Annotated in this window: 13 protein-coding genes; 4 read left to right on the top strand and 9 right to left on the bottom strand. The window is 61.1% G+C overall.

The features are described 5' to 3' along the window. Positions 1-20: 20 nt before the first annotated feature. From DN745_RS02730 to DN745_RS02705, 6 genes are all read right to left on the bottom strand, one after another. A complete protein-coding gene (locus DN745_RS02730; protein WP_111331944.1) occupies positions 21-794 on the bottom strand; it encodes a Stp1/IreP family PP2C-type Ser/Thr phosphatase in 774 nt (257 codons plus the stop codon). Between the two features lie 173 nt (positions 795-967). Further along, positions 968-2,746 carry a hypothetical protein gene (locus tag DN745_RS02725; protein WP_111331942.1) on the bottom strand — a complete coding sequence of 593 codons (1,779 nt, stop codon included), beginning with the start codon at positions 2,744-2,746 and terminating at the stop codon, positions 968-970. Positions 2,747-3,045: 299 nt separating this feature from the next. Continuing rightward, a complete protein-coding gene (locus DN745_RS02720; protein ID WP_111331940.1) occupies positions 3,046-3,513 on the bottom strand; it encodes a Dps family protein in 468 nt (155 codons plus the stop codon). Between the two features lie 145 nt (positions 3,514-3,658). Then, positions 3,659-4,573, bottom strand: a complete 915-nt coding sequence (locus DN745_RS02715) for a hypothetical protein (RefSeq protein WP_111331938.1) — start codon at positions 4,571-4,573, stop codon at positions 3,659-3,661. Between the two features lie 83 nt (positions 4,574-4,656). Beyond that, positions 4,657-5,457 carry a ferritin-like domain-containing protein gene (locus DN745_RS02710; RefSeq protein ID WP_111331936.1) on the bottom strand — a complete coding sequence of 267 codons (801 nt, stop codon included), beginning with the start codon at positions 5,455-5,457 and terminating at the stop codon, positions 4,657-4,659. A gap of 3 nt (positions 5,458-5,460) precedes the next feature. Further along, positions 5,461-6,165 carry a hypothetical protein gene (locus tag DN745_RS02705; protein ID WP_162687408.1) on the bottom strand — a complete coding sequence of 235 codons (705 nt, stop codon included), beginning with the start codon at positions 6,163-6,165 and terminating at the stop codon, positions 5,461-5,463. A gap of 384 nt (positions 6,166-6,549) precedes the next feature. On the opposite strand from DN745_RS02705, the gene DN745_RS02700 reads away from it, so the two are divergent. Then, positions 6,550-7,071: an AgmX/PglI C-terminal domain-containing protein gene (locus tag DN745_RS02700; RefSeq protein ID WP_111331933.1), complete on the top strand. Its 522-nt coding sequence runs from the start codon at positions 6,550-6,552 to the stop codon at positions 7,069-7,071. 36 nt (positions 7,072-7,107) lie between these two features. On the opposite strand, the gene DN745_RS02695 is transcribed toward DN745_RS02700, so the two are convergent. The 3 genes from DN745_RS02695 to DN745_RS02685 are packed head-to-tail and all read right to left on the bottom strand — an operon-like array spanning position 7,108 to position 12,180. Beyond that, entirely contained in the window at positions 7,108-8,679 is a 1,572-nt protein-coding gene (locus DN745_RS02695) for a hydantoinase B/oxoprolinase family protein (protein ID WP_111331931.1), read from the bottom strand. A 19-nt stretch (positions 8,680-8,698) separates the two neighbouring features. Beyond that, a complete protein-coding gene (locus DN745_RS02690; protein ID WP_111331929.1) occupies positions 8,699-10,828 on the bottom strand; it encodes a hydantoinase/oxoprolinase family protein in 2,130 nt (709 codons plus the stop codon). Then, the gene (locus DN745_RS02685) at positions 10,825-12,180 is read right to left on the bottom strand and encodes a Glu/Leu/Phe/Val family dehydrogenase (RefSeq protein ID WP_204355074.1); all 1,356 of its coding nucleotides are present in this window, start codon (positions 12,178-12,180) and stop codon (positions 10,825-10,827) included. The genes DN745_RS02690 and DN745_RS02685 overlap by 4 nt, the downstream gene beginning before the upstream one ends. 362 nt (positions 12,181-12,542) lie before the next feature. Here DN745_RS02685 and DN745_RS02680 point away from each other — a divergent pair, with 362 nt between their 5' ends. The 3 genes from DN745_RS02680 to DN745_RS02670 all read left to right on the top strand — a co-directional run bounded on the left by DN745_RS02680 (position 12,543) and on the right by DN745_RS02670 (position 19,272). Further along, the gene (locus DN745_RS02680) at positions 12,543-16,310 is read left to right on the top strand and encodes a zinc-dependent metalloprotease (protein ID WP_111331927.1); all 3,768 of its coding nucleotides are present in this window, start codon (positions 12,543-12,545) and stop codon (positions 16,308-16,310) included. A gap of 310 nt (positions 16,311-16,620) precedes the next feature. Then, positions 16,621-17,298 carry a hypothetical protein gene (locus tag DN745_RS02675; RefSeq protein ID WP_111331926.1) on the top strand — a complete coding sequence of 226 codons (678 nt, stop codon included), beginning with the start codon at positions 16,621-16,623 and terminating at the stop codon, positions 17,296-17,298. A 192-nt stretch (positions 17,299-17,490) separates the two neighbouring features. Continuing rightward, the gene (locus DN745_RS02670; protein ID WP_111331924.1) at positions 17,491-19,272 is read left to right on the top strand and encodes a hypothetical protein; all 1,782 of its coding nucleotides are present in this window, start codon (positions 17,491-17,493) and stop codon (positions 19,270-19,272) included. The last annotated feature ends 26 nt before the right edge of the window (positions 19,273-19,298 follow it).

The raw sequence follows: 19,298 nt of genomic DNA, 5'->3' as shown, positions 1-19,298 counted from the left end.
TCTGGGACGCTCTGTTTGGCTTATTCGGTGACCTTGGCCAAGATGACGGTGATATTATCCTCACCGCCGTTTTCATTGGCGACGTCGATGAGGCGCCGGCAGAGTTTTTCGAGGTCGTCTTCTTCCTTAAATAGCTGCTCAATCTGACCGTCGCGAATCATATCGCTGAGGCCGTCGGAGCAGAAAAGGAAGATATCATCGACCTGCATCTCCTCGAAGTGGACGTCGACTTCGACTTCGTCGGCCAGGCCACATGCGCGGGTGATGACGTTCTTATAGGGGAAATACTCGATATCCTCGGCGGCCAGGATTCCCATGCGCACATATTCGTTGGCCAGGGAGTGGTCCTCGGTGCGCTGCTCGAGCTTGCCGTCGCGGAAGCGGTAGGCGCGGGAGTCGCCAATATTTGCGAAATAGGCGCCATCGTTGGTGAAATACCCAAGGACGATGGTGGTTCCCATGCCCTGGTACATCTCGCTCTCGGAGGCGGCGGTGAAGACCGCGGTGTTCGCGCTTAAGACGGCCTCGCGCAGGCGATACTCGATGAGATCGACCTCCTCGCCGTCTTCGCCAACGGGTGGATCGGGGGCGGACGCTTCGTCCGACATGGTTTCGCGATAATATTCGACCATCGCCTTAATGGCCATCGCGCTGGCAACTTCGCCCGAGCGATGCCCGCCCATACCATCAGCAACAACACACAGCGCCTCCTTTCCGTCGGAAAGGTAGAAATCGTCTTCGTTGTGGTCTCGCGTGCTGCCGACGTCCGTCATCCCGGCACAAATAAGCTTCATGTACGCTTCCTAAATGAACCCCAGAGGGATCAAAACAAATTAGTTGGGCAAATTTCGCCCGATTTCGGCCGAAGTATATGCGTAGTTTCGGTTCAGGTAAAGAATCCCACAAAATCGGTGCACTGGCACCGATTTTGTGGCGGATCGTGGCGCTTGGATACCCACAGCGTGACTCATTGTTGATCCGCGCGGACACCCTCCCAGGTGGCCGAGATACCAGAGGCCTGGGCGTTGCCGTTGGAATCGCTGGTGGTGCGCATGGTGCCTTCGAAGACGCCGTTGGTGATGCTGTCGACGATACCATCGGAGGTCACCTCGATGAGCGTGCCCTCACCGGCGATGCTTAAGCCCACATCATATTCCAATTCGTTGACCAGAAGATCGGCCAAACCGAAGACGCTCGACACCGCGCTCACACACGCACCAGCGGCGTCGAAGCAACTGCCGCCCAGAAGATCCGGGGCGCAAATCTCACCATTGCTGTCGGCGATCGAGCCGACCAAGCCGCCACAAACCCAACCGGTGAACGCTTCGCTCAGCGAGTGCGACTCGCCGCCGGTGATCTCGGGGATGATGATCTGGTTGAGCACGTACATCATCAGGCGCCCGTAGCGCAGCGAGAGCGGGTGGCGGTCAATCTGAAGTTGGTTGTAGGCGATGATTCGCCCGGTCCAATCCGAGCTCAGCACGCCCAGCTCGCCGAGGTCACCCTCGCCGTCGGCCTGAATATTGATCGCGCCGCAATCGGCCGGCGAGTTCGAGTCACAATTCCAGCGCCAATAGAGGGTGATGCCCAACCAGTTATCGGTGCCACGGAACTCGTAATCCGAGAACATCTTGCCGATGGTCAGCTCGCTATGAACTTCGAGGTTCGCCACGACGTCGCGCAAGTCTCGCCCGGCGTCGCGAATGCGTCGCAGCGCATCGTTATTCTCAACTGCGGTATTGATCGCGTTGATGAGCACGTCGTCGAGACCGGTGACGTTCATAAAGGCGTCAACGCCCACGCCGATCACGCCGACGAAGTTGCGAATCAGCGCCATCATGCCGTCGTAGAGCCCCTGCCCGGGGTTCTCGAAGATATTGAGCACGGTCATGATCGTGGAGCCCACCGAGCCGGACTCGGCCAGGGCGTTGCTGAAGTCCCAGTGGCTGGTCACGTCGTAGCGACCCACCGGGTTGAGCGGGATGAGTTGAAGCAGCAGCTCGCGTCGGGTGACCCGGTCGGATTCCATGACGATGTCTTCGACGCAGCCGGCCGACGCGATCTGACCGGCGTCACCCTGAGCGCGCGCGGTGACCACGAAGCGCTCGCGGGTGCCGAGGTTCTCGAAGAGCGGCTTCACGCTGGTCGAAGCGGCGGTGCGCATATCCAATTCCTGGACGCCATGGTCGCGGAAGGGATGAAATTGTGCGCAGCTAATCTCGGAGTTTCGGTAGAGGCGAATGTCGATATTGCTCAGGCGCATCACCGACGGGCTCGAGTTCACCAACGTGATCTCGAGGTCGCCGGTGTCCATCGCCTCAATGTCGATGTCAAATTCGACCGCGTTCGACAGCTCGTGGCTCGCGCGCACCCGCAGCGTCGCGGGCTGGGCGCCCAGGCGCAGGTCGATCGACGCGGAGCCCTCTTCGTGCGTGGTGCCGTTATAGGAAGAGAGCGACGCGACTTCATCGCCCGCGGTCGGCTCCAAAATCTCGTAGCCGATGATCTGATTCGGGGCCGGAGCGCCGGTCACTTTATCGTATAAAAAGACCTTCAGCGGGATCGTCTCGGTGACATTACCGATCAGATGGGTCTCGCCACCGGCGACCATGAAATATTTGTCGTCGAGCCGCGGCGCGGTCGCGTCGTCGGCGTTTCGAGACTGGTCGACCGTGGTGCTCACCTTCGCGTCGCCACACCCGTAAAGGGATGTACCAACCAGGGCGAACGCCATTAAAAACAACATTATTTTTGAGTGAAAAGAAGCCATTTAGCTCTCACCAGTTTTTAAGCGTTATCAATTGTTGTCGACTATCTCGTCCCAAGTCTAGCATCTGCGGGCTTGGCAATCAATTCTACGCGCTCGCAAAGGCAGCCTTAGCCAGTATTCGAGAGCGCTGGCCCGGATGCTCGTGTTTGAGGGGAGAGTGGGCGGGGGGCGGCGGTGATTGGAGCCAAAAAAAACGCCCTCATCGCGGTTGCGATGAGGGCGTTTTTCGTTCTACGCGGCCTCAGAAAGCAGGCCAAATTGGCGCGAACCGAAGACTATTCAAGCATGCTTCGCAGCATCCACGCGGTCTTCTCATGAACCTGCATGCGCTGGGTGAGCAGGTCGCAGGTGGGCTGGTCGTTGGCCGCCTCAGCGGTGCTGAACGCCTCGCGCGAGGTGCGCGCGACGGCCTCGTTGGCCTCGCAGAGGTTGCGAATCATATCCATCGCCTTGGGCACGCCGTCGTCTTCTTTGATGGCCGACAATGCCTTGAACTCCTTGAAGGTTCCCGGCGCGGGCATCCCGAGTTGGCGAATGCGCTCGGCGATATCATCCACCGCCACGGCCATCTCGGTATATTGCTCTTCGAACATATTATGCAGGGTCTGGAACATCGGGCCGGTGACGTTCCAATGATAGTTATGCGTCTTTAGATAGAGCGTATAACTATCGGCGAGCACCTTCGACAAGCCCTTAGCAATCTCATTTCGCGTCGACTTCTCAATACCAATGTCAATATTCATTGAGCCTCCTTATGGTTTGGTCGTCCCAGAAAATTTCGAACGTCCGGAAAAAATCATATCTGAAGCGCAAGTCGCTTCATCTGGTGCCAGAACAAACGGCGCGCGCTATTTATTTCGGAAAAACGCGCAGGCGCCTCGCTCTGGCTCACCACGGGTCGGTGTCTTCTTGCACGACCGGTATCTTAAAACCGCGGGGCTCGAGTTCAAGGGGGGCATCGTTATTTTCGCCCCAATCGGCCGAAACGACCTCCGATTCTTGGGGAGCCACGTCGAGCTCGAAGGTCTGAGACTCGAGCTCAGGCGTTGGCAGTGCCCTGGGCGCGAGGTCGCTCGACGCGCGACGCGGCGCCACCAATTCAGGTGACTTTGGCGAGCCTGGATAGACGCCGATGGCGAGCATATATTGGCGGACCAGCCAAAAGATCCATTCGAGCTCAAGAAAATCTTCGCTCGTCGACGACTTGATACGCAGCAGGCGGCCCTGGGAAATGATGCCTCTGAGGTCAAAGACACGCTGAAAGTCGTCCGCCGAGCGAAAATATATGCCGGGAGGACGCACGACCTCTCTGTCGCCAGGAGAAGGCGGCCTGGAGATGGTGCTTTGCCCATCCGTTCTCGGCGGGCGCCCCTCAAGGAAATACTGTTTTAGTTGTCCCATGGGCAGCAACTCGTCGCCACCCACACCGTCTTCGCTTATCCGGATGCCCTCCGCCGAAATGCGCAACTGATGCCGGCCGGCCCCAACCATGCGATTGGCGTCAAATTTAAGAAACGCAAAGCCCCCAAAAAAGATAGGAATCCCAAAGCAGATGAGCCCGCCCAGGTCCAATCGCCCGGCGTCAAAGGACATCAGGACGCTGCCCAGGATGATCAGTCCAATCGCCAACCACTGAATACGCGGCTTGACGTCCACCGTGACCACGAGTCCGTCGCCTTGCAGCGTCACCTGCGTAAATTTTGGCGCGAGCATTGGCGCGTCGATCTCGGCGCGCACCTGCTCCAGACTCGCCGGCGCATCAAAGGATTCGGCGAGGCTTGAATGATAGTCAGAATTTTGCACGGTGTTCCGGAGTGCCGACACATAGGAATATTTTATAGGGATTCAGCAGTGATGCCGACGGGCGCGGCCCGTCGGCACATTTGTTAAAGAAGTTCGAGGCGCTTTAGCTTCGGCTCCGCGACCTCGCGGAAGGTCTTGTCGAAGACCAGGGCCTGGCGCTGCCGGCTAAAAAGCCCGAGCGGGATACGCTCATGATCAGGCCAGGCGTCCAGGCGTTTTTGCTCCGGTGACATATCGGCAAGGATCGGGTTCATCACGTCGAAATGCGTCTTCAGCGTCAGGCCAACCAGGTGGCGCCAGGACGGCAGCGTCGACTCCGGAAAGCGCTTTAGTGACTTCTCGATATAGACCCAGCCGAAGTCCTGATGGCCCTCCTCGTCCTCGACCGTGGCGTCGAGCACCGCGCGCACCGTGGGCTGCTCGCAGCGCTCCCGCAGGTCGGTGATATACCCGTAGGAGAGGGTCTCGTTGATCGCCACCATCGTGATCGCGGTGTGCAGCGCGCGCTCCCCCATCGACGCGGCGAGAAACTGCGGCGGGTCATCGAGGGTGACGGGGTTGGGGAAGACGGGTTGAATTCCAAGCGCGCGGCACATGCCCGCGCAGAGCGCCGCGTGGCGCACCTCGTCGCCGATCAGGTCCACGCCGCCGGCGTAGATGTCGATCGGGTCGCCCGCGCCGAGCACCTCGGTCATAAATCGCGTCATGATCTGGGTGGAGCGAAACTCGGTCTGAAATCGGTCCAGCCAGGTATGGCGCGCCTCAACCAAAAGCTCGTTGTCGAACGGAGTCGGGTCGAAGGCCGAAAAGTCGATCGCCACGCCCATCAATTCTTCGTGAAACTCGCCGAAAATACCGCCTGCAAAGCTTGCTTTATGACTCATCGCTTAAAGTCCCTCCCCATCATCGGGGCATGTGCCGCCGCCAAAGACGCACGTCCCCTCGCCACAATCCTGGAACATGCCATAGTTGCAGGCCATCCCGGCGGGGCAAAAGCAACTATCGACGACGCCATCTTTGCAGCACGCCTCCCAGGTGCCGGGCTCGCCGGCGTCCGGGTCTTCGACATCCGGTTCGCCAGCGTCTGGCTCGATGACGTCCGGCTCACCCGCGTCGGGCTCGCCAATATCGGGCTCACCGGCATCGACGCTGCCCGCGTCGCTGTCTGCGCAGCCTTCGATCCCATAGGAGCAGGAGCCGTCATCGCAGGTCTCGAACATCCCGTAATTACACGCCGTATTCGCGGGACAATAGCAGGACTCCACCACGCCATCGTTGCAGCAAGGCTCCCAATGCCCCGCGTCTTCGTCCTCAACGTCGGGTTGCTCAGTGTCGGGGATTTTTTTGACATCCCTCGGACCGCTGGTGTCGCCAGTGCCGATATCCCTGGTGCCAACATCCCAACCGCCCGTGGTATTATTTGAGCTCGCGTCATCGCCCGAGCAGGCGACCACCCCCATGCCCAACGCGACCACCAAAAACACAATCAGGCTTAGACCCGCGCCGCCGCCCACGACATTGACGCACCCGGCGAAGAAGAACGCGGCCACAAAAACAAGCAGAAGAGGTAGAAACCGAAAGCGCAGTCTCATGATAACACCTTATTAGTTGAAGTGATGAAGACCGGAAAACTGTAGAGAAAAGCGCTGTTCTCCACAAGCATTGGAGCCACAGGGAATTGATTTTTTCAAAACTTGCGGTTCAACTCCGGAGCGTGCTACTGTCCGGCGAGCGCTCAACGCGTTCTCCACCTTCGCCATCTTCCAACTCAGGGGCACTCGATTGCTCCCAGGCTGATGCGATCAGGGGTTTTACCTGTTCCGATTCGTTTGGAAGCCCTTATAACACACGCTGCAACGTCGATTTATCTCATGAAATATCTGTCACGCCCTTTGCTCATTGGCTTTGCGCTCATCACTCTTCTGTCAGCATCCTGCGGCTCATGCGGCTCGTGCGGAAGCACCGAGCCGGAGAATTTGCCGCAAACTCCTGACACGGGCGCCGCGACGGCTGAGCCCGACACGGCCGCAGAAGAGGCAGCAAAGCTGCTCGAAGAAGCCCGCAAGCAGGCCAAAGAGCTCGGCTCTCAGGCTGGCTTTGACCGGATGACCGCGGCGCGCTTCTTCGCCTCGGAGATCGAAGGTCTTAATAAGAAAAATATCAAAGCCCCCTCGGTCAAACGCGCGCCGAAGGCCACGGACCTGGGAACCATCGACGGCTCCGGCGTGCGACGCGTCTTCAACGCCCGCCACGGCGAGCTGCAGGCATGCTATGAGCGCGCGCTGAAATCCGACCCCGAACTTCGCGGCAAGGTCACCCTGACGGTGCGAATCGGCGACGGTGGGGCCCCGGTCATGACCCGCGCGCGCAGCAGCCAGCTTAAGAGCAAGACCGTGCTGAATTGCATGGAAATCACCAGCAAGAAGTGGCTGTTCCCGGCCCCGCAAGGCGGCACGGTGCTGGTGAACAAGCCCTATACCTTCGAGCCGAAGATCTAACGCAGCCTAAGCTGCGCGAGTTTTCGCCCCAATATTTTAGAAACGCCCGGCGCCCGCACCGCCGGGCGTTTTTATGATCACGCGGTCTCCGGCCTGCACCTCGACCGTGCATTTATTGGGAAGTTGGCGGGTGACGCCATCGCGCACCAGGAGGTTCTCGCCGACCTTCGCGTCTTCACCGCCCTCCAAACCCCAGGGTGCGCGGTCGCGCCGCTCCGTCATCAGGGTGACGGTCGCTGGCGCGTCGAATTCGTAGGCGCGCACGACGCCGTCGCCGCCGCGAAACGCCCCCTGCCCGCCCGACCCACGTCGCACACGATACTCGGCGACCCGGAACGGATACGCATGCTCCAGCGCCTCCACCGGCGTGTTGAGCGTATTGGTCATATGGGTTTGCACCGCGCTTTCGCCGGCATAACCCTGACCGTCGACGCCCGGGCACGCACCGCTGCCTCCGCCGATGGTCTCATAATAGGCGAAGTCCGCATCGATCGCGGAGCCGCCCGCGACGCGGCGAGGGTCGGCGCCACCGATCAAAATATTATTCATCGACCCGCAGGACGCCGCCGGCACCTGGCCCGGAATGGCCTTGGAGAACGCGCCGATCACCACATCGGTGATGCGCTGGCTGGTCTCGACATTGCCCGCCGCGACCGCCGCCGGATATTGGGCGTCGACCAGGCTCCCGGGCTCCGTCATCAACTTCACGCAGCGCATATAACCGCCATTTGAGGGCAACTCGGGCGGCGCGAGGCAGCGAAACACATAGAGCACCGCCGAGAGCGTCACCGCCCGCGGGACGTTGAGCGGGCCGGCGGTCTGGGCGTCGGTGCCGCGGAAATCAACGCTCGCCGCGTCCCCCGAAATCGTGAGCGTGCAGCGAATCTTCAGCGGCCCATTGCCCATCCCATCGTCGTCGAGAAAATCCTCGAATTCCCACTGACCGTCGGGCATCTGCGCGATAATCCGGCGCATAAATCGCTCGCTATAATCCTGCAAATCGGCGCAAGCGGCGAGCACCTTTTCGGGCTGGCGAGCGAGCTGTTCCTGGAGGCGTTGGCGGCCGCGACGATTGGCCGCTATCTGCGCCCGCAGGTCGCCCCGACGCTCCTGAGGCGTGCGACTGGCCGCGGCAATCTCGTCCTCCAGGGCCTCACTCCAGGCAGTCGGCGAGATGCGTATGCCCTCCTCGTCAATCGACTTTGAGAGCCCCAGGCTCCCCGGACTGATGCCGCCCACATCGGCGTGATGCGCGCGGTTTGCCACATAAAAGCGCACCTCGCCAGCCGCATCGAAAACCGGAGAAACCATCGTGATATCAGGCAGATGCGTGCCGCCCGCGAAGGGATCATTGAGCACGACATGCATCTTTGGGGTCATCTTAATGGCGTCGATCGCCGCGCGCACGGACAGCGGCGTGGAGCCCAGATGCACCGGAATATGCGCGGCCTGCGCGACCATCTCGCCGGCTGCGTCAAAGATCGCGCAGGAGAAGTCGCGGCGCTCCTTAATATTCGGAGAGTAGGCCGAGCGCATCAGCGTCGCGCCCATTTCCTCGGCGATGGAGGCGAAGAGGTGGCGAAAGATCTCGAGTTCGATGGCGTTCATAGAGGCATCCAAAGATGATTTACGGGGCATCCGGGCGCGTCAGGATGAGGTGTGACTGGCTCACACGAACGCTCCAGCCGGGCTCGACCACGGTCGTGCCGCTATATTCGCTGATGACCGCGGGGCCGTCGAATTCGCAGCCTTCGGCGAGGTCGTCTCGGGCGATGAGCTTCGCCGAGAGGCGGCCCTGGCGAAAGCCGACGCGGATGTCTTCCCAGGGAAATGCGGCAGCCGCGCTCGCGCGCGCAGGCTGCGCCGAAGCAACGCGCTCAACGGGGATGAACGCGCGCAGCCGCAGCGCCACGACTTCGATGGCGCGCCCGGGCGCGCGGTATCCGTAGAGGCGCTCGTGCTGGCGCTCGAAGTCTTCGCTCGGGTCTTGCAATTCGCCCGAATCGAGCGCCCCTGGGAGCGCAATATTGAGCTCAAAACTCTGCGCCTCATAGCGTAAATCGAGGGAGTACTCGTAGCGCAGCGATGCGTCCTCAACCGCGCCGGGGCCGAGCAGGTCTTGGCGCGCGCGCTGGCTGAGCGCGGTGACCGCTGCGCGCAGTGAGTTTGGCGAGGCGTCGTCTTCGCGAAGAAGCTCGGCCAGGGGGCGCAAGAAGGTCTCGCTATAGAGGCGCTGGGCGTCGGCGTTGAGCATGCCCTGGGCCGACAATAGCCCCGGATTGCGCGGAATCAGCACGGTCGAGATGTCGATCTTCTCGGCCAAACGGCAGGCGTGCAGCCCGCCCGCGCCGCCAAAGGCGACCAGCGCGAAGTCGCGCGGGTCGTGGCCCTGCTCGAGCGAAATCACCTTCATCGCCCGCACCATATTGGCGTCGGCGACCTCCAAGATGCCCTGGGCGACCGCCTCGGCCTCGAGCCCAAGCTCGGCGGCCAACTTCTCAATCGCCACCCGCGAGGCCTCGGCCTGCAGCGTCATCTCGCCGCCCAGAAAACGCTCCGGGCGCACGCGCCCCAAATAGACATGCGCGTCGGTTACCGTCGGCTCGACGCCGCCTCGCCCGTAGCAAGCCGGCCCCGGCAGCGCGCCGGCGCTGCGCGGCCCAACCCTGAGCGCCCCGCCCGCGTCGACCCAGGCGATGGAGCCCCCGCCCGCGCCCACCGTTCGAACATCCAGGGTCGCCACGTCCACCGGGAGTTCGCCAATCTCGGCGTGGGCGCTCAGCGGAACCTCGGCGTCGCATAGGCTGATATCGCTCGACGTGCCGCCCATATCAAAGGTGATGATGCGCTCCATGCCGACCTCTTCGGCCGCGGCAAACGCCCCGACGACACCACCAGCCGGCCCCGAAAGAACGGTATTAACCGGGAATCGCGCCGCAAACTCCAACTCGCAACGCCCGCCGCTGGATTGCAAAATCTCGATGCGCTCGGCCGCCACGCGCCCCTCCAGGGCGTGCAGATAGCGCGCCATCACCGGCCCAACATAGGCGTTAATCGTGGTCGTCGAGGCGCGCTCATATTCACGAAATTCGGGGAGAACCTCGTGGCTTAGCGAAAGATGCATCTTCGGGAACCTCGCCGCGATGGCGCGCCCGAGGCGCTGCTCATGGGCGGGGTTCGCGTAGGCGTGCAGCAGGCAGACGCTCACCGCCTCAAACGGCGCGCCGTCGCAGCCAACCTCCAGCGCGTCGAGGACTCGCTCAATCTCGGCATCTTCTAATGCGCCCAAGACCTCGCCGTCATAGGCCATGCGCTCGCGCAGCCCGAAGCATTGGGGCGCGGCGACCAGCGGAGGCTCGCGCTTGATCTGAAAATTATAGAGCTCGGGGCGGTCCTGGCGGCGCAGCTCCAGCAGGTCTTCAAACCCCGCGGTGGTCACCAGCGCGACGCGCGCGCCGCGGCGCTCCAGCAAGGCGTTGGTGGCGACCGTGGTGCCGTGGATTAGATGCAGCGACGCCGCCGGTTTAAGGTCGGCGGCGGCGTGCGCAATCCCCTGGGCGATGGCTCGAGAGGGGTCTTCCGGGGTGGAGAGTGTCTTGTGAATCACCACCCGGCTGGAGCCGTCGGGGGCGTCCTCGCGCAGAATGATATCGCTGAAGGTGCCCCCGGTGTCTACACCCGCGACCTGGCGCCGGTCGCCGGGGGAGTCTTGGGCGGTGGGAGTAGGCTGCGGCTTGGGTGTAGTCGGGTTATTCACGGGAAGATTCCACGCTCCAAATAGACCTGGTTAATTCGCTGAATCGCGACCGCCAGCGCAGCCGTGCGATTATCAACACCTCGCTCAATCGCGAAGGTGCGCATCTCCTTATAGGCCTGGCGCATCATCTGGCCCAGGCGTGCGTCGACCTTTTCGAGCGGCCAGGATTCGGTGCGCTTATTCTGGAGCCACTCGAAATAGCTGACCACCACGCCGCCGGCGTTGGCCATCAGGTCGGGGATGACCTCGACGCCACGCTCCTGCAGCACGGCCTCGCCGCCCAGGGTGGTCGGGCCGTTCGCGCCCTCGACCACCAATTTACACCTGAGCCTGCGGGCGACCGCGGAGTTGATCTGGGCCTCCAGGGCGGCCGGGATGCAGATTTCGCAGTCGAGATCCCAGAATGCGTCATTGTCGATGGGCTGGGCGCCCGCGAACCCGGCGACGCCGCGGTGCTCGGCGACATACTCTGCCAGCCCGGAGGCCGAGATCCCGTCGGCGAAGGCGATGCTGCCGGTGTGGTCTTGGACGCCGACGAGTTTCGCGCCCAATTTCTCCAACAAAATCGCGGTCTTGCTGCCGACGTTGCCAAAGCCCTGCACGATATAGCGGCACCCTTCCAGGCGCACATTATGCTCGCTGGCCCACTCCTGAATGCAATAGACCGCGCCCTGCCCGGTCGCCTTGCTGCGCCCGCGGCTGCCGCCGGAAGACAGCGTCTTTCCGGTCACCACCCCTTTATGCGCGTTCTTATCCTTGCGGCTATGGGTGTTGAGGTAGGTGTCCATCATCCAGACCATAATCTGGCTATTGGTGCCCACATCCGGGGCCGGAATATCGTATTCGGGCCCGATATTATTGCCCAGGTCGTGGACAAAGCGCCGCGAGATCCGCTCCAACTCATCGCGCGAATAGTCCCCCGGCGACATGCTAATCCCGCCCTTGGCGCCGCCAAAGGGCACCTGAACCAGCGCACATTTCACCGTCATCACCGAGGCGAGGGCCTTGACCTCTTCAAGGGTCACCTCGGGATGAAAACGCAGCCCGCCTTTATAGGGCCCCAGCATATTATTGTGCTGAATGCGGTAGCCGGTGAATAATTTATATTCCCCATTATCCATGCGGACCGGGAAATTCACGATCAGCTCATTTCTTGGCTCCGCCAATATCGCCCGCACATGAGGGGCCACGTCCAGATGTTCCATCGCCTTCTGCATCTGGGCGCGATGGGTGCGATAGAAGCCGGCATCCCCTGCATCGGTGGCGCCAGAGAGCGTTGCGTCCAATGAACTTTCCATCTTCTGGGCGAACTGGACCGCTTTTTCATCGCGATTGTTCGTGTCGCTTGGCATCCTCGGAATCCTACTAGTCTGGGGAGGTTTTTTCCGGTCTAATAGACCGGGCGGGCTGATTGCTTTAACAACGTGCTTGGAAAGCGTCAAGAATATGGTAAAGAGAGCCGAATAATTCTGGGCTGCACATCCACCGAAGATGTTGGGCGGGCAGAGGCAAACCTTGCCTGGCTGCCTGGAAAGCGATTCATTTTGTAACCGCAGTAGTCACGCAGCGGGCATGAACGGCAAAAACACGCACCGTTAACTAGTGAACGGAACGGTTCTTGCTTTAGTTCATACCGCTGTCAATTATTGGTCATTTCCCGTTGCTATTATGGCCAGACGAGAAACGTCCTATCACCGATTCGTTTGAGGATTTAATGATGAAAAACACGCGTAAATTAGCTTATTTCGGAGTGCCGCTGTTGCTGGCGCTCGCGATATCCGCGGGCTGTGCCCAGGATGTCGGGGACATCGATCGCACGCAGCCCAATGCGATCAAGAAAACCGATCTGGAAGGACGTTGGCATTACCAACGTACGGTCGTTGACGTGCCGGCTTCCGACGGTTTCACCTTCGTTGGTAATACCGACCACAGCGGTATGAAAGAGATCAAATGGGAGATTCAAGAGAATTTCCTCTATGGTCGCCGTCAGACCGAGTTGATCGAAGGCGCCGATAATAAAGCCGAAGAAGGCGAAGATTATCGCGGTGAGGCGATCGCGGTGTACCGCATCCGCAGCCACTTCGACATCCAGCGTCAATACAACCCGAGCACCGGCGAGCAGACCAACGTCATCGTCGAGAACTCGAGTGACCGTCCCTGGTATGAGCGCGAGTATATGCGCGTTGACTGGTCGCAGAACCTTGTGACCAACTACCAGCTCGACTTCGAAGCCGAAGCCACCGAGCCGGTCCCCTACTACGTCCAGGAAGAGTTCGACCCGGTCACCGGTGAGCTCGTCCCCAACCCGGACGCGCCTGTCTTCGATTATGAGAAGAAAGGCAACAAAGATGAGTTGGCATATTTCGATATCACCAACCGCATCTTCGCGCGCGCCGGTACGTTCTACTACCCCGGCTACGGCGTGATTCCGCTTTGCTGGCTGCGTGGCGCTGAGTTCATGGAATGTGGCGCTGGTGAGTACACGATCCGCAACAGCTTCAAGCGTATCGACCCGGACCACCAGTACGTGCCGCAGCCCTACAAGGGCAAAGAGACCGAAGTCTTCGGTTATTTCACGACCGAGCGTGACGTCTACACCGACAAAAACGGCATCCGTGAGCAGAACAAAAAGCGTTACCTCAACCGCCATAACCTCTGGGTTAACTGGTACGACGAGGACGGCAACCTGATTCCGGTCGCCGAACGTGAACTGCGCCCGATCGTCTATTTCGTCAACCGCGACATGCCTGACGACATCAAGCCGATGACGCGCACCGTTGCCGACCAGTGGAACAAAGTCTTCAACGACGCTGTCCGCGAAGCTGGCTACCCGCTCAAGGCCGACGAGCGCACCTTCATCCTCTGCGAGAACAACCCGGTCCGCGAAGGCGACCCCGCAGCATGTGGAGCCCCCGGACACTCGCCGCGTATCGGTGACATCCGTTACTCCTTCATGGCCTATATCCCCAAATTCATGGACTACGGTCTGTTGGGTCTTGGACCGTCAAATAACGATCCCGAGACCGGTGAGATCATCAGTGGCATGGCGTATGTCTACCACTGGAACAACTCGGCCGCCGAGCGTACCGCTGAGATGGTTCAGCTGCTCAACGGCAATATCAACCCCCAAGAGTATATCGACGGTGTGAACCTCGAGGAATGGGTCCGTCAGGTCAACGACCCGTCGAGCGCTCCGGCTCGTACCTTCGACATCAGCCCGGACGAATCTTTCGTCAAGAATATCGCGGCGCGTAACCGCGGCGACCTGATGCCCATCACCGAAGAAGAGCTGCGGATTCAGGAAGAGCAAGGCTTCGACGCCTTCATCACCCCCCGCATCGACGCGATGTTCCATCGCGGACAGCTCAACGGACAGCGCAGCGCCGCCAAAGGTAAATTGGCCGGCCTTGCGGGAACCTATATCGAAGATCTGCTGATCAACGATGAGATCCTTCTGGCCACCGGTCATCAGCCCGGCGCCCCGGTCACCGACCAGGACCTCGCCGCCGCCAGTGTTGTGCGTGGTGGTTTCGCCAAGCACGAGATGAACCGCGCCAAGATTCGCGAGCATTTCGCCGAGCAGCGCAATATGTACCTGCCCGAGATGACCGACGACGCCCTGATGGGTCTGGCCAAAGAGCTGCAAGACGCCGCTCCCGAAGAAGTCTATGACATCATCCGCACCTCGATCTACACCTCCGTGTTCGCACATGAGGTCGGTCACTCGCTGGGTCTGATGCATAACTTCGCCGGCTCTGAAGACGCCGTGAACTACTTCGACGATTATTGGAAGATTCGTGACGACGGCAACGTCGGCCCGCGTATGATCGACCCGATCACGCAGGACGAGATCGACCAAAAGATCTACAACTACGCCTACAGCTCCATCATGGACTACGCCGGCCGTTATACCATCGACGGATTGGGCGTTGCTAAATATGACCGCGCTGCCATCCTCTACGGCTATGCTGGCAAAATCGAGGTCTTCAAAGACCGCGGCAACGTTCGCGCCAAGACCTTCGAGGACTGGTTCGAGTCGCGCGCAGACATCCTCTCCTTCGGCGGCTTTGGGCCCAGTGCGTATCACTACACCAAATTCTACGAAGAAATGGGACCCAAGCTCTATGAAGAAAGCAACCGTATGGTCGTTGACGTTGCTGACCTCAAAACCAACTCGCTTGGCCAGCCCGACTGGTCCACCGCGGTGGTCGACGGCGTCGAGTACTCGCGCGTTCCGTACGTGTACTGCTCGCACACCAGCCTCAACATCAGCGATAGCTGCCTGACCCGTGACTACGGTGCAGACTCCTATGAGCGCATGAAGAATATGATTGATGACCTCAACACCTGGTACATCAGTCGCGCCTTCCCGCGCGGTTCCGTTGGCCGCTCCTCCTGGGGCTATGTCGCCGGGAACTACGGCCGTATCTACGGTCGCCTTAAGAGCTGGAACGACGTCTACGGTCTGTACGCCGAGATCCTTCCGACCATCTACCAGGCAAGCATTGTCGAGGACTTCCTGACGCGTCCCGGCACCGGTTGGGGTGGAAAAACGTGGGCTATCAAGAACGCGTTCAACTACCTGCTTCAGACCATCCTGATGCCCAACGCTGGTCAATTCGAAGAGCTTGAGATGGCAGACGGCACCACGCTGTTGACCGGTGCTCAGCGCTACGTCACCAAGGAGCTCGACATCACCCAGGGCCGCTACTACTCCAGCGCATGGAGAGGCGGCGCACGCGAGTGCGGTTATTTCTGGTGGGAGTGCTTCCATCACATCGGGTATTACCTCGACAAGATCATGGCCATCGAGGCGCTCACCGACACCGAGACCAACTTCGTGGCGCGCTCCACGCCCGAGGATATCCGTGAGTGGGAAGTCGGCTATGCCAACACCTTCCCCAACGAGATTCTCGAGCTCAACAGCGCGATCATGGCGCAGAAGTGGGACAAATTTGCACCCTACCTCGACGGCGACAACGTCATGTTCCCCGACTACACCGACCCGGCTCTTCCGGTGCACGCCAAGCCGGTTGACCCGTTCGCGACCTTCACCATCCAGCTCTACTGGCAGGTGCTCGGTCAGGCTCGCTTCCCGGACGCGTACTCGCGCAACTTCCTGGACGAGTCGCGCATCTTCCTGGTCGGCACCGGCAGCGCTCCGGACATCGACCCGAGCCGTCTTGTGACGCTGAAGGATCCGTGGACCGGATACACCTACGGCGCCGGCAAGATGGAGCACGGAAGTGCTCAAGACGGCAGTGGTGAGGCGATGATCAATCGCGCCAACCTCCTGCTTAGTCGCTCGAGCATGTGTGACAACACCTCGAGCACGCCGACCACCGTGGACGATTGTGTCCCTGGCCTGGACAGCGGTCAGGTGATCAAAGCGACCCAGGGGCTCAAAGACTATATTGAGCTCATCAAGGTCGTCGCTGACCTCTCACCGAAGATGAGCTACGGCAACCCGTACGCGCCGTAATCATCGCGAAAGCGCCGGCCTAGTCGGCGCTGAGCATCGATGAGTAAAATCCCCGCGTGCCATCTGGCGCGCGGGGATTTTTTTTGTGCCCACTTTGGCCAGGCACCGCCCCGCGCTCACACACGGGTCGACACCGGCGCCGCCGCGTCTACCCTTTAGCCATAGCTGTCCGTACTCCAGGGCCTCGCTGATGACAGCACCATGTTGAACACCAGAGTAAAGGTTAGAAGACAGCAGGAGTTGCGACGTTGCCATAGCAAGCACCGCGATACTCACATCAGCCGCCTTCGTATTTACCAGGGAGGAAGTTATGAGAAGCCACGCCGCGCGCATCACCGGCCTCGTCATGGGGCTCGCTTCGATGCTTTTGCTCTCGGCCTGCGCCGGGACTCAGGCACAAAACACACAGCAAACCGCCCAAGCCGAGCGCAGCACCGAGGGCAGCGACGACGCCGCCGCCCAGGCCAACGCCGCCGAGCGCGACGACGAACCCAGCGCCGGCGAACAAGTCCGCTCCGCCGCCGCGGCCACGGTGCGCGAGACCGGCGAGGCCATCGAGACCGTCGCCCAGACCCTGACCGGAACCAAAGACCCCGAAGCCCGAGAGAACGCCCAGAAGCAACGTGCGCGAAACCTTGACCAGGTCACCGACGCCGCCGAGAGCATCGGCATCGGCGGCGGCCCCGTCGAGAGCGAGACCATCGCGATCATCGACTCCATCGACGCCAGCGCCCAGCGCTATAAAAAGCCGGTCGACGACGCCGGCGACAAGATCAGCGCCGCCACCCGGCTGCGCTACGAACAGGTCCAGGACAACGCCAAGGATCTACGCAAACAATATGACAAGATGAAAGAAGAATCCGACATGGATATCGAAGCGCTCGACGATGTGTATAAAGCGAGCGCCGAGCAACTCAAAAACTCCTGGGATAACGTGGCCCAGAACCTGAGCCGCGAGCTGCAAAAAGCCGAGGAAACCCAGGACTAGCGCACGCCTGGCGACCAGCCTTCAGGGCGCCCCCGGCGAGCCGTCGCCGGGGGCGCCCTCTTTGATTTTATGCGTCGATTCGCGTTGCGCCCCGCCGCGCCGGATCATGTCGCTTAATTGACACCCCGCCAACCTCGCCAGTAAGCTGGGCGCCGCCGCGCGGCCCTCCAACGCCTTATCCGAGATAGTGCAATGCAGACCACCGATACCCCCAGCGACTCCGCGGTTGAGATCACCGCAGAAATGAAGGAAGAGTCGCGGCTCGCTCGCCGCTTCTTCTCCCAGATCGACCGCATGAGCACCCTGCTGTCGAGCTACCCCGACGGGCACCCGGTAGTGATGCAGTCGGTGGCCAACGCCTACGACGCGCTCTACGAATTCTTCGAGCTCAGCGACCGCCTCACCGTGCAGGTCGACCCGCACTCGATGCTGCTGCCGGGCAGCGACCTGGTCGTGTGGGAGACCGCCGAGCCGCGCGACTTCTGCTTTATGCTCAGCCGCGACGGCGTCTTCTTGATCCACCTTCTGGCCGGCATTACCCGCGCCGAGCTGCGCCGATTCATCAGTATTTTGAACCAGTTGCTCAACCCCGTTGACCTGAGCATCGACGCGGTCACGCTGATGTTCGAGGGCAATTTTAGCTATATCGCCTACGAGGCCCTCGATGAATCGCTGGCCGCCCTGGCCGGCATCGACGCCGACATCCGCGACCGCGACACCGCCGATGAGCGCGAGATGATCGAGGAGATGTTCAACGACGCGTTCAAAGACGCCGAGACGATGCAAGATAAGGCGATGGGCGCAGGCTCCATGGATGAGCATTTCCAATTGCGCATGCAGATGCGCCACGAGCGCCAGCGCAAGCTCGAGGTCGGCTCTCGCCAATTTTTGTCGCTCTCCCAGCAATCCCAGACCCACCTTATCGACCTCAAGCGCGGCTTCACCCAGCATCGCGAGCTTGAGCATCGCGAGGGCGAGATCCTCTCAGCGCTGCTGGGCGCGCGCCCCAAACCCCAACTTCAGCGTGAGTGCATCACCCAGATTGGCGAGGTGATGGGCGGGCTGGTCGAGACCGATGAGCCCTGGGAGGCGCTGAGTTTCCTGAAGATCATCCACACCTGGCGCGACCGCTTCGCCCCGCAGACCAGCGATGACCTGAAGTCGGTGGTGCGCGACTGCTTCACCCAGGTGCGCCTGAGCGGCCTGCTGAAGTTGGTGGCCGCCGGCGATAAGTCCCAGCGCCGCGCCATCCTCAAGATGTTCGACGCGCTGCGCCTGAATAAGGCGACGATGAGCATCGCCACGGTGCTCGGTTGGGAGCTCGACCCGCAGGCGCGCACCGACATCATGGCCTATATCCGCAAGCAAGCCGGGCTGGACCTCGATATTTTGGCCGAGGTGCTCGCCAACGCCCCGGACGACCAGGTCGGGTCTATCCTTGAGATCCTGCTGACCAAGATGCCCCAGTCGCGCCCGATGCTCGTCGACTATTTGCGCAACCCGCGCGACACCGCGAGCCAACTGCGCGTGCTCGAAGGCTTGCAGGGCACCTGGAAGGACGCCGCCGAGATCCGCGAGCTGCTGGTCCCCCTGCTCGACGCCCCGGAGGCGCCGCTGCAGCTTGAGGCGATGCGCAGCTTCTGCGAGTCCGCCCCGCAGCACGTCGCGCGCGTGATGAGCGCGCATATCGACACCCGCCTGCAGAAGCGCCCCGAAGACGAGGTCCGCGAGATCGTCGGGCTCTTCGCGACCCACGGCGGCCCGGAAGCCACCAAGCACCTGAAGTCATTGATCCGGCGCCGCGGCGTGGTCAGCGCCGGCGAGCAGGAGCTCGCGGTGACCATCGCGCGCGCGCTGGTGCGCACCCCAAGGCCCCACGTCATCGAGCTGCTCGAGAGCGTCTCGGGCGACTGGCTGGTCCCCAAACGCATCCGCGGCACCTGCCAGGAAGTCGCCGACCTGCTCAAGCTTTAGCCCCGGCGTTTGCGCCCCATCAAGCA

Origin of the sequence: Bradymonas sediminis (assembly GCF_003258315.1) — a bacterium.
Taxonomy (GTDB): Bacteria; Myxococcota_A; Bradymonadia; order Bradymonadales; family Bradymonadaceae; genus Bradymonas; species Bradymonas sediminis.
The sequence above is the reverse complement of the archived record's forward strand: the minus strand, read 5'-3'. Positions and strand labels throughout refer to the sequence as shown.

Coding starts and splice junctions, on each gene's coding strand:
- DN745_RS02680 (WP_111331927.1), top strand. CDS start 12,543: ATGATGAAAAACACGCGTAAATTAGCTTATTTCGGAGTGCCGCTGTTG.
- DN745_RS02720 (WP_111331940.1), bottom strand. CDS start 3,513: ATGAATATTGACATTGGTATTGAGAAGTCGACGCGAAATGAGATTGCT.
- DN745_RS02675 (WP_111331926.1), top strand. CDS start 16,621: ATGAGAAGCCACGCCGCGCGCATCACCGGCCTCGTCATGGGGCTCGCT.
- DN745_RS02670 (WP_111331924.1), top strand. CDS start 17,491: ATGCAGACCACCGATACCCCCAGCGACTCCGCGGTTGAGATCACCGCA.
- DN745_RS02695 (WP_111331931.1), bottom strand. CDS start 8,679: ATGAACGCCATCGAACTCGAGATCTTTCGCCACCTCTTCGCCTCCATC.
- DN745_RS02705 (WP_162687408.1), bottom strand. CDS start 6,165: ATGAGACTGCGCTTTCGGTTTCTACCTCTTCTGCTTGTTTTTGTGGCC.
- DN745_RS02730 (WP_111331944.1), bottom strand. CDS start 794: ATGAAGCTTATTTGTGCCGGGATGACGGACGTCGGCAGCACGCGAGAC.
- DN745_RS02685 (WP_204355074.1), bottom strand. CDS start 12,180: ATGCCAAGCGACACGAACAATCGCGATGAAAAAGCGGTCCAGTTCGCC.
- DN745_RS02710 (WP_111331936.1), bottom strand. CDS start 5,457: ATGAGTCATAAAGCAAGCTTTGCAGGCGGTATTTTCGGCGAGTTTCAC.
- DN745_RS02725 (WP_111331942.1), bottom strand. CDS start 2,746: ATGTTGTTTTTAATGGCGTTCGCCCTGGTTGGTACATCCCTTTACGGG.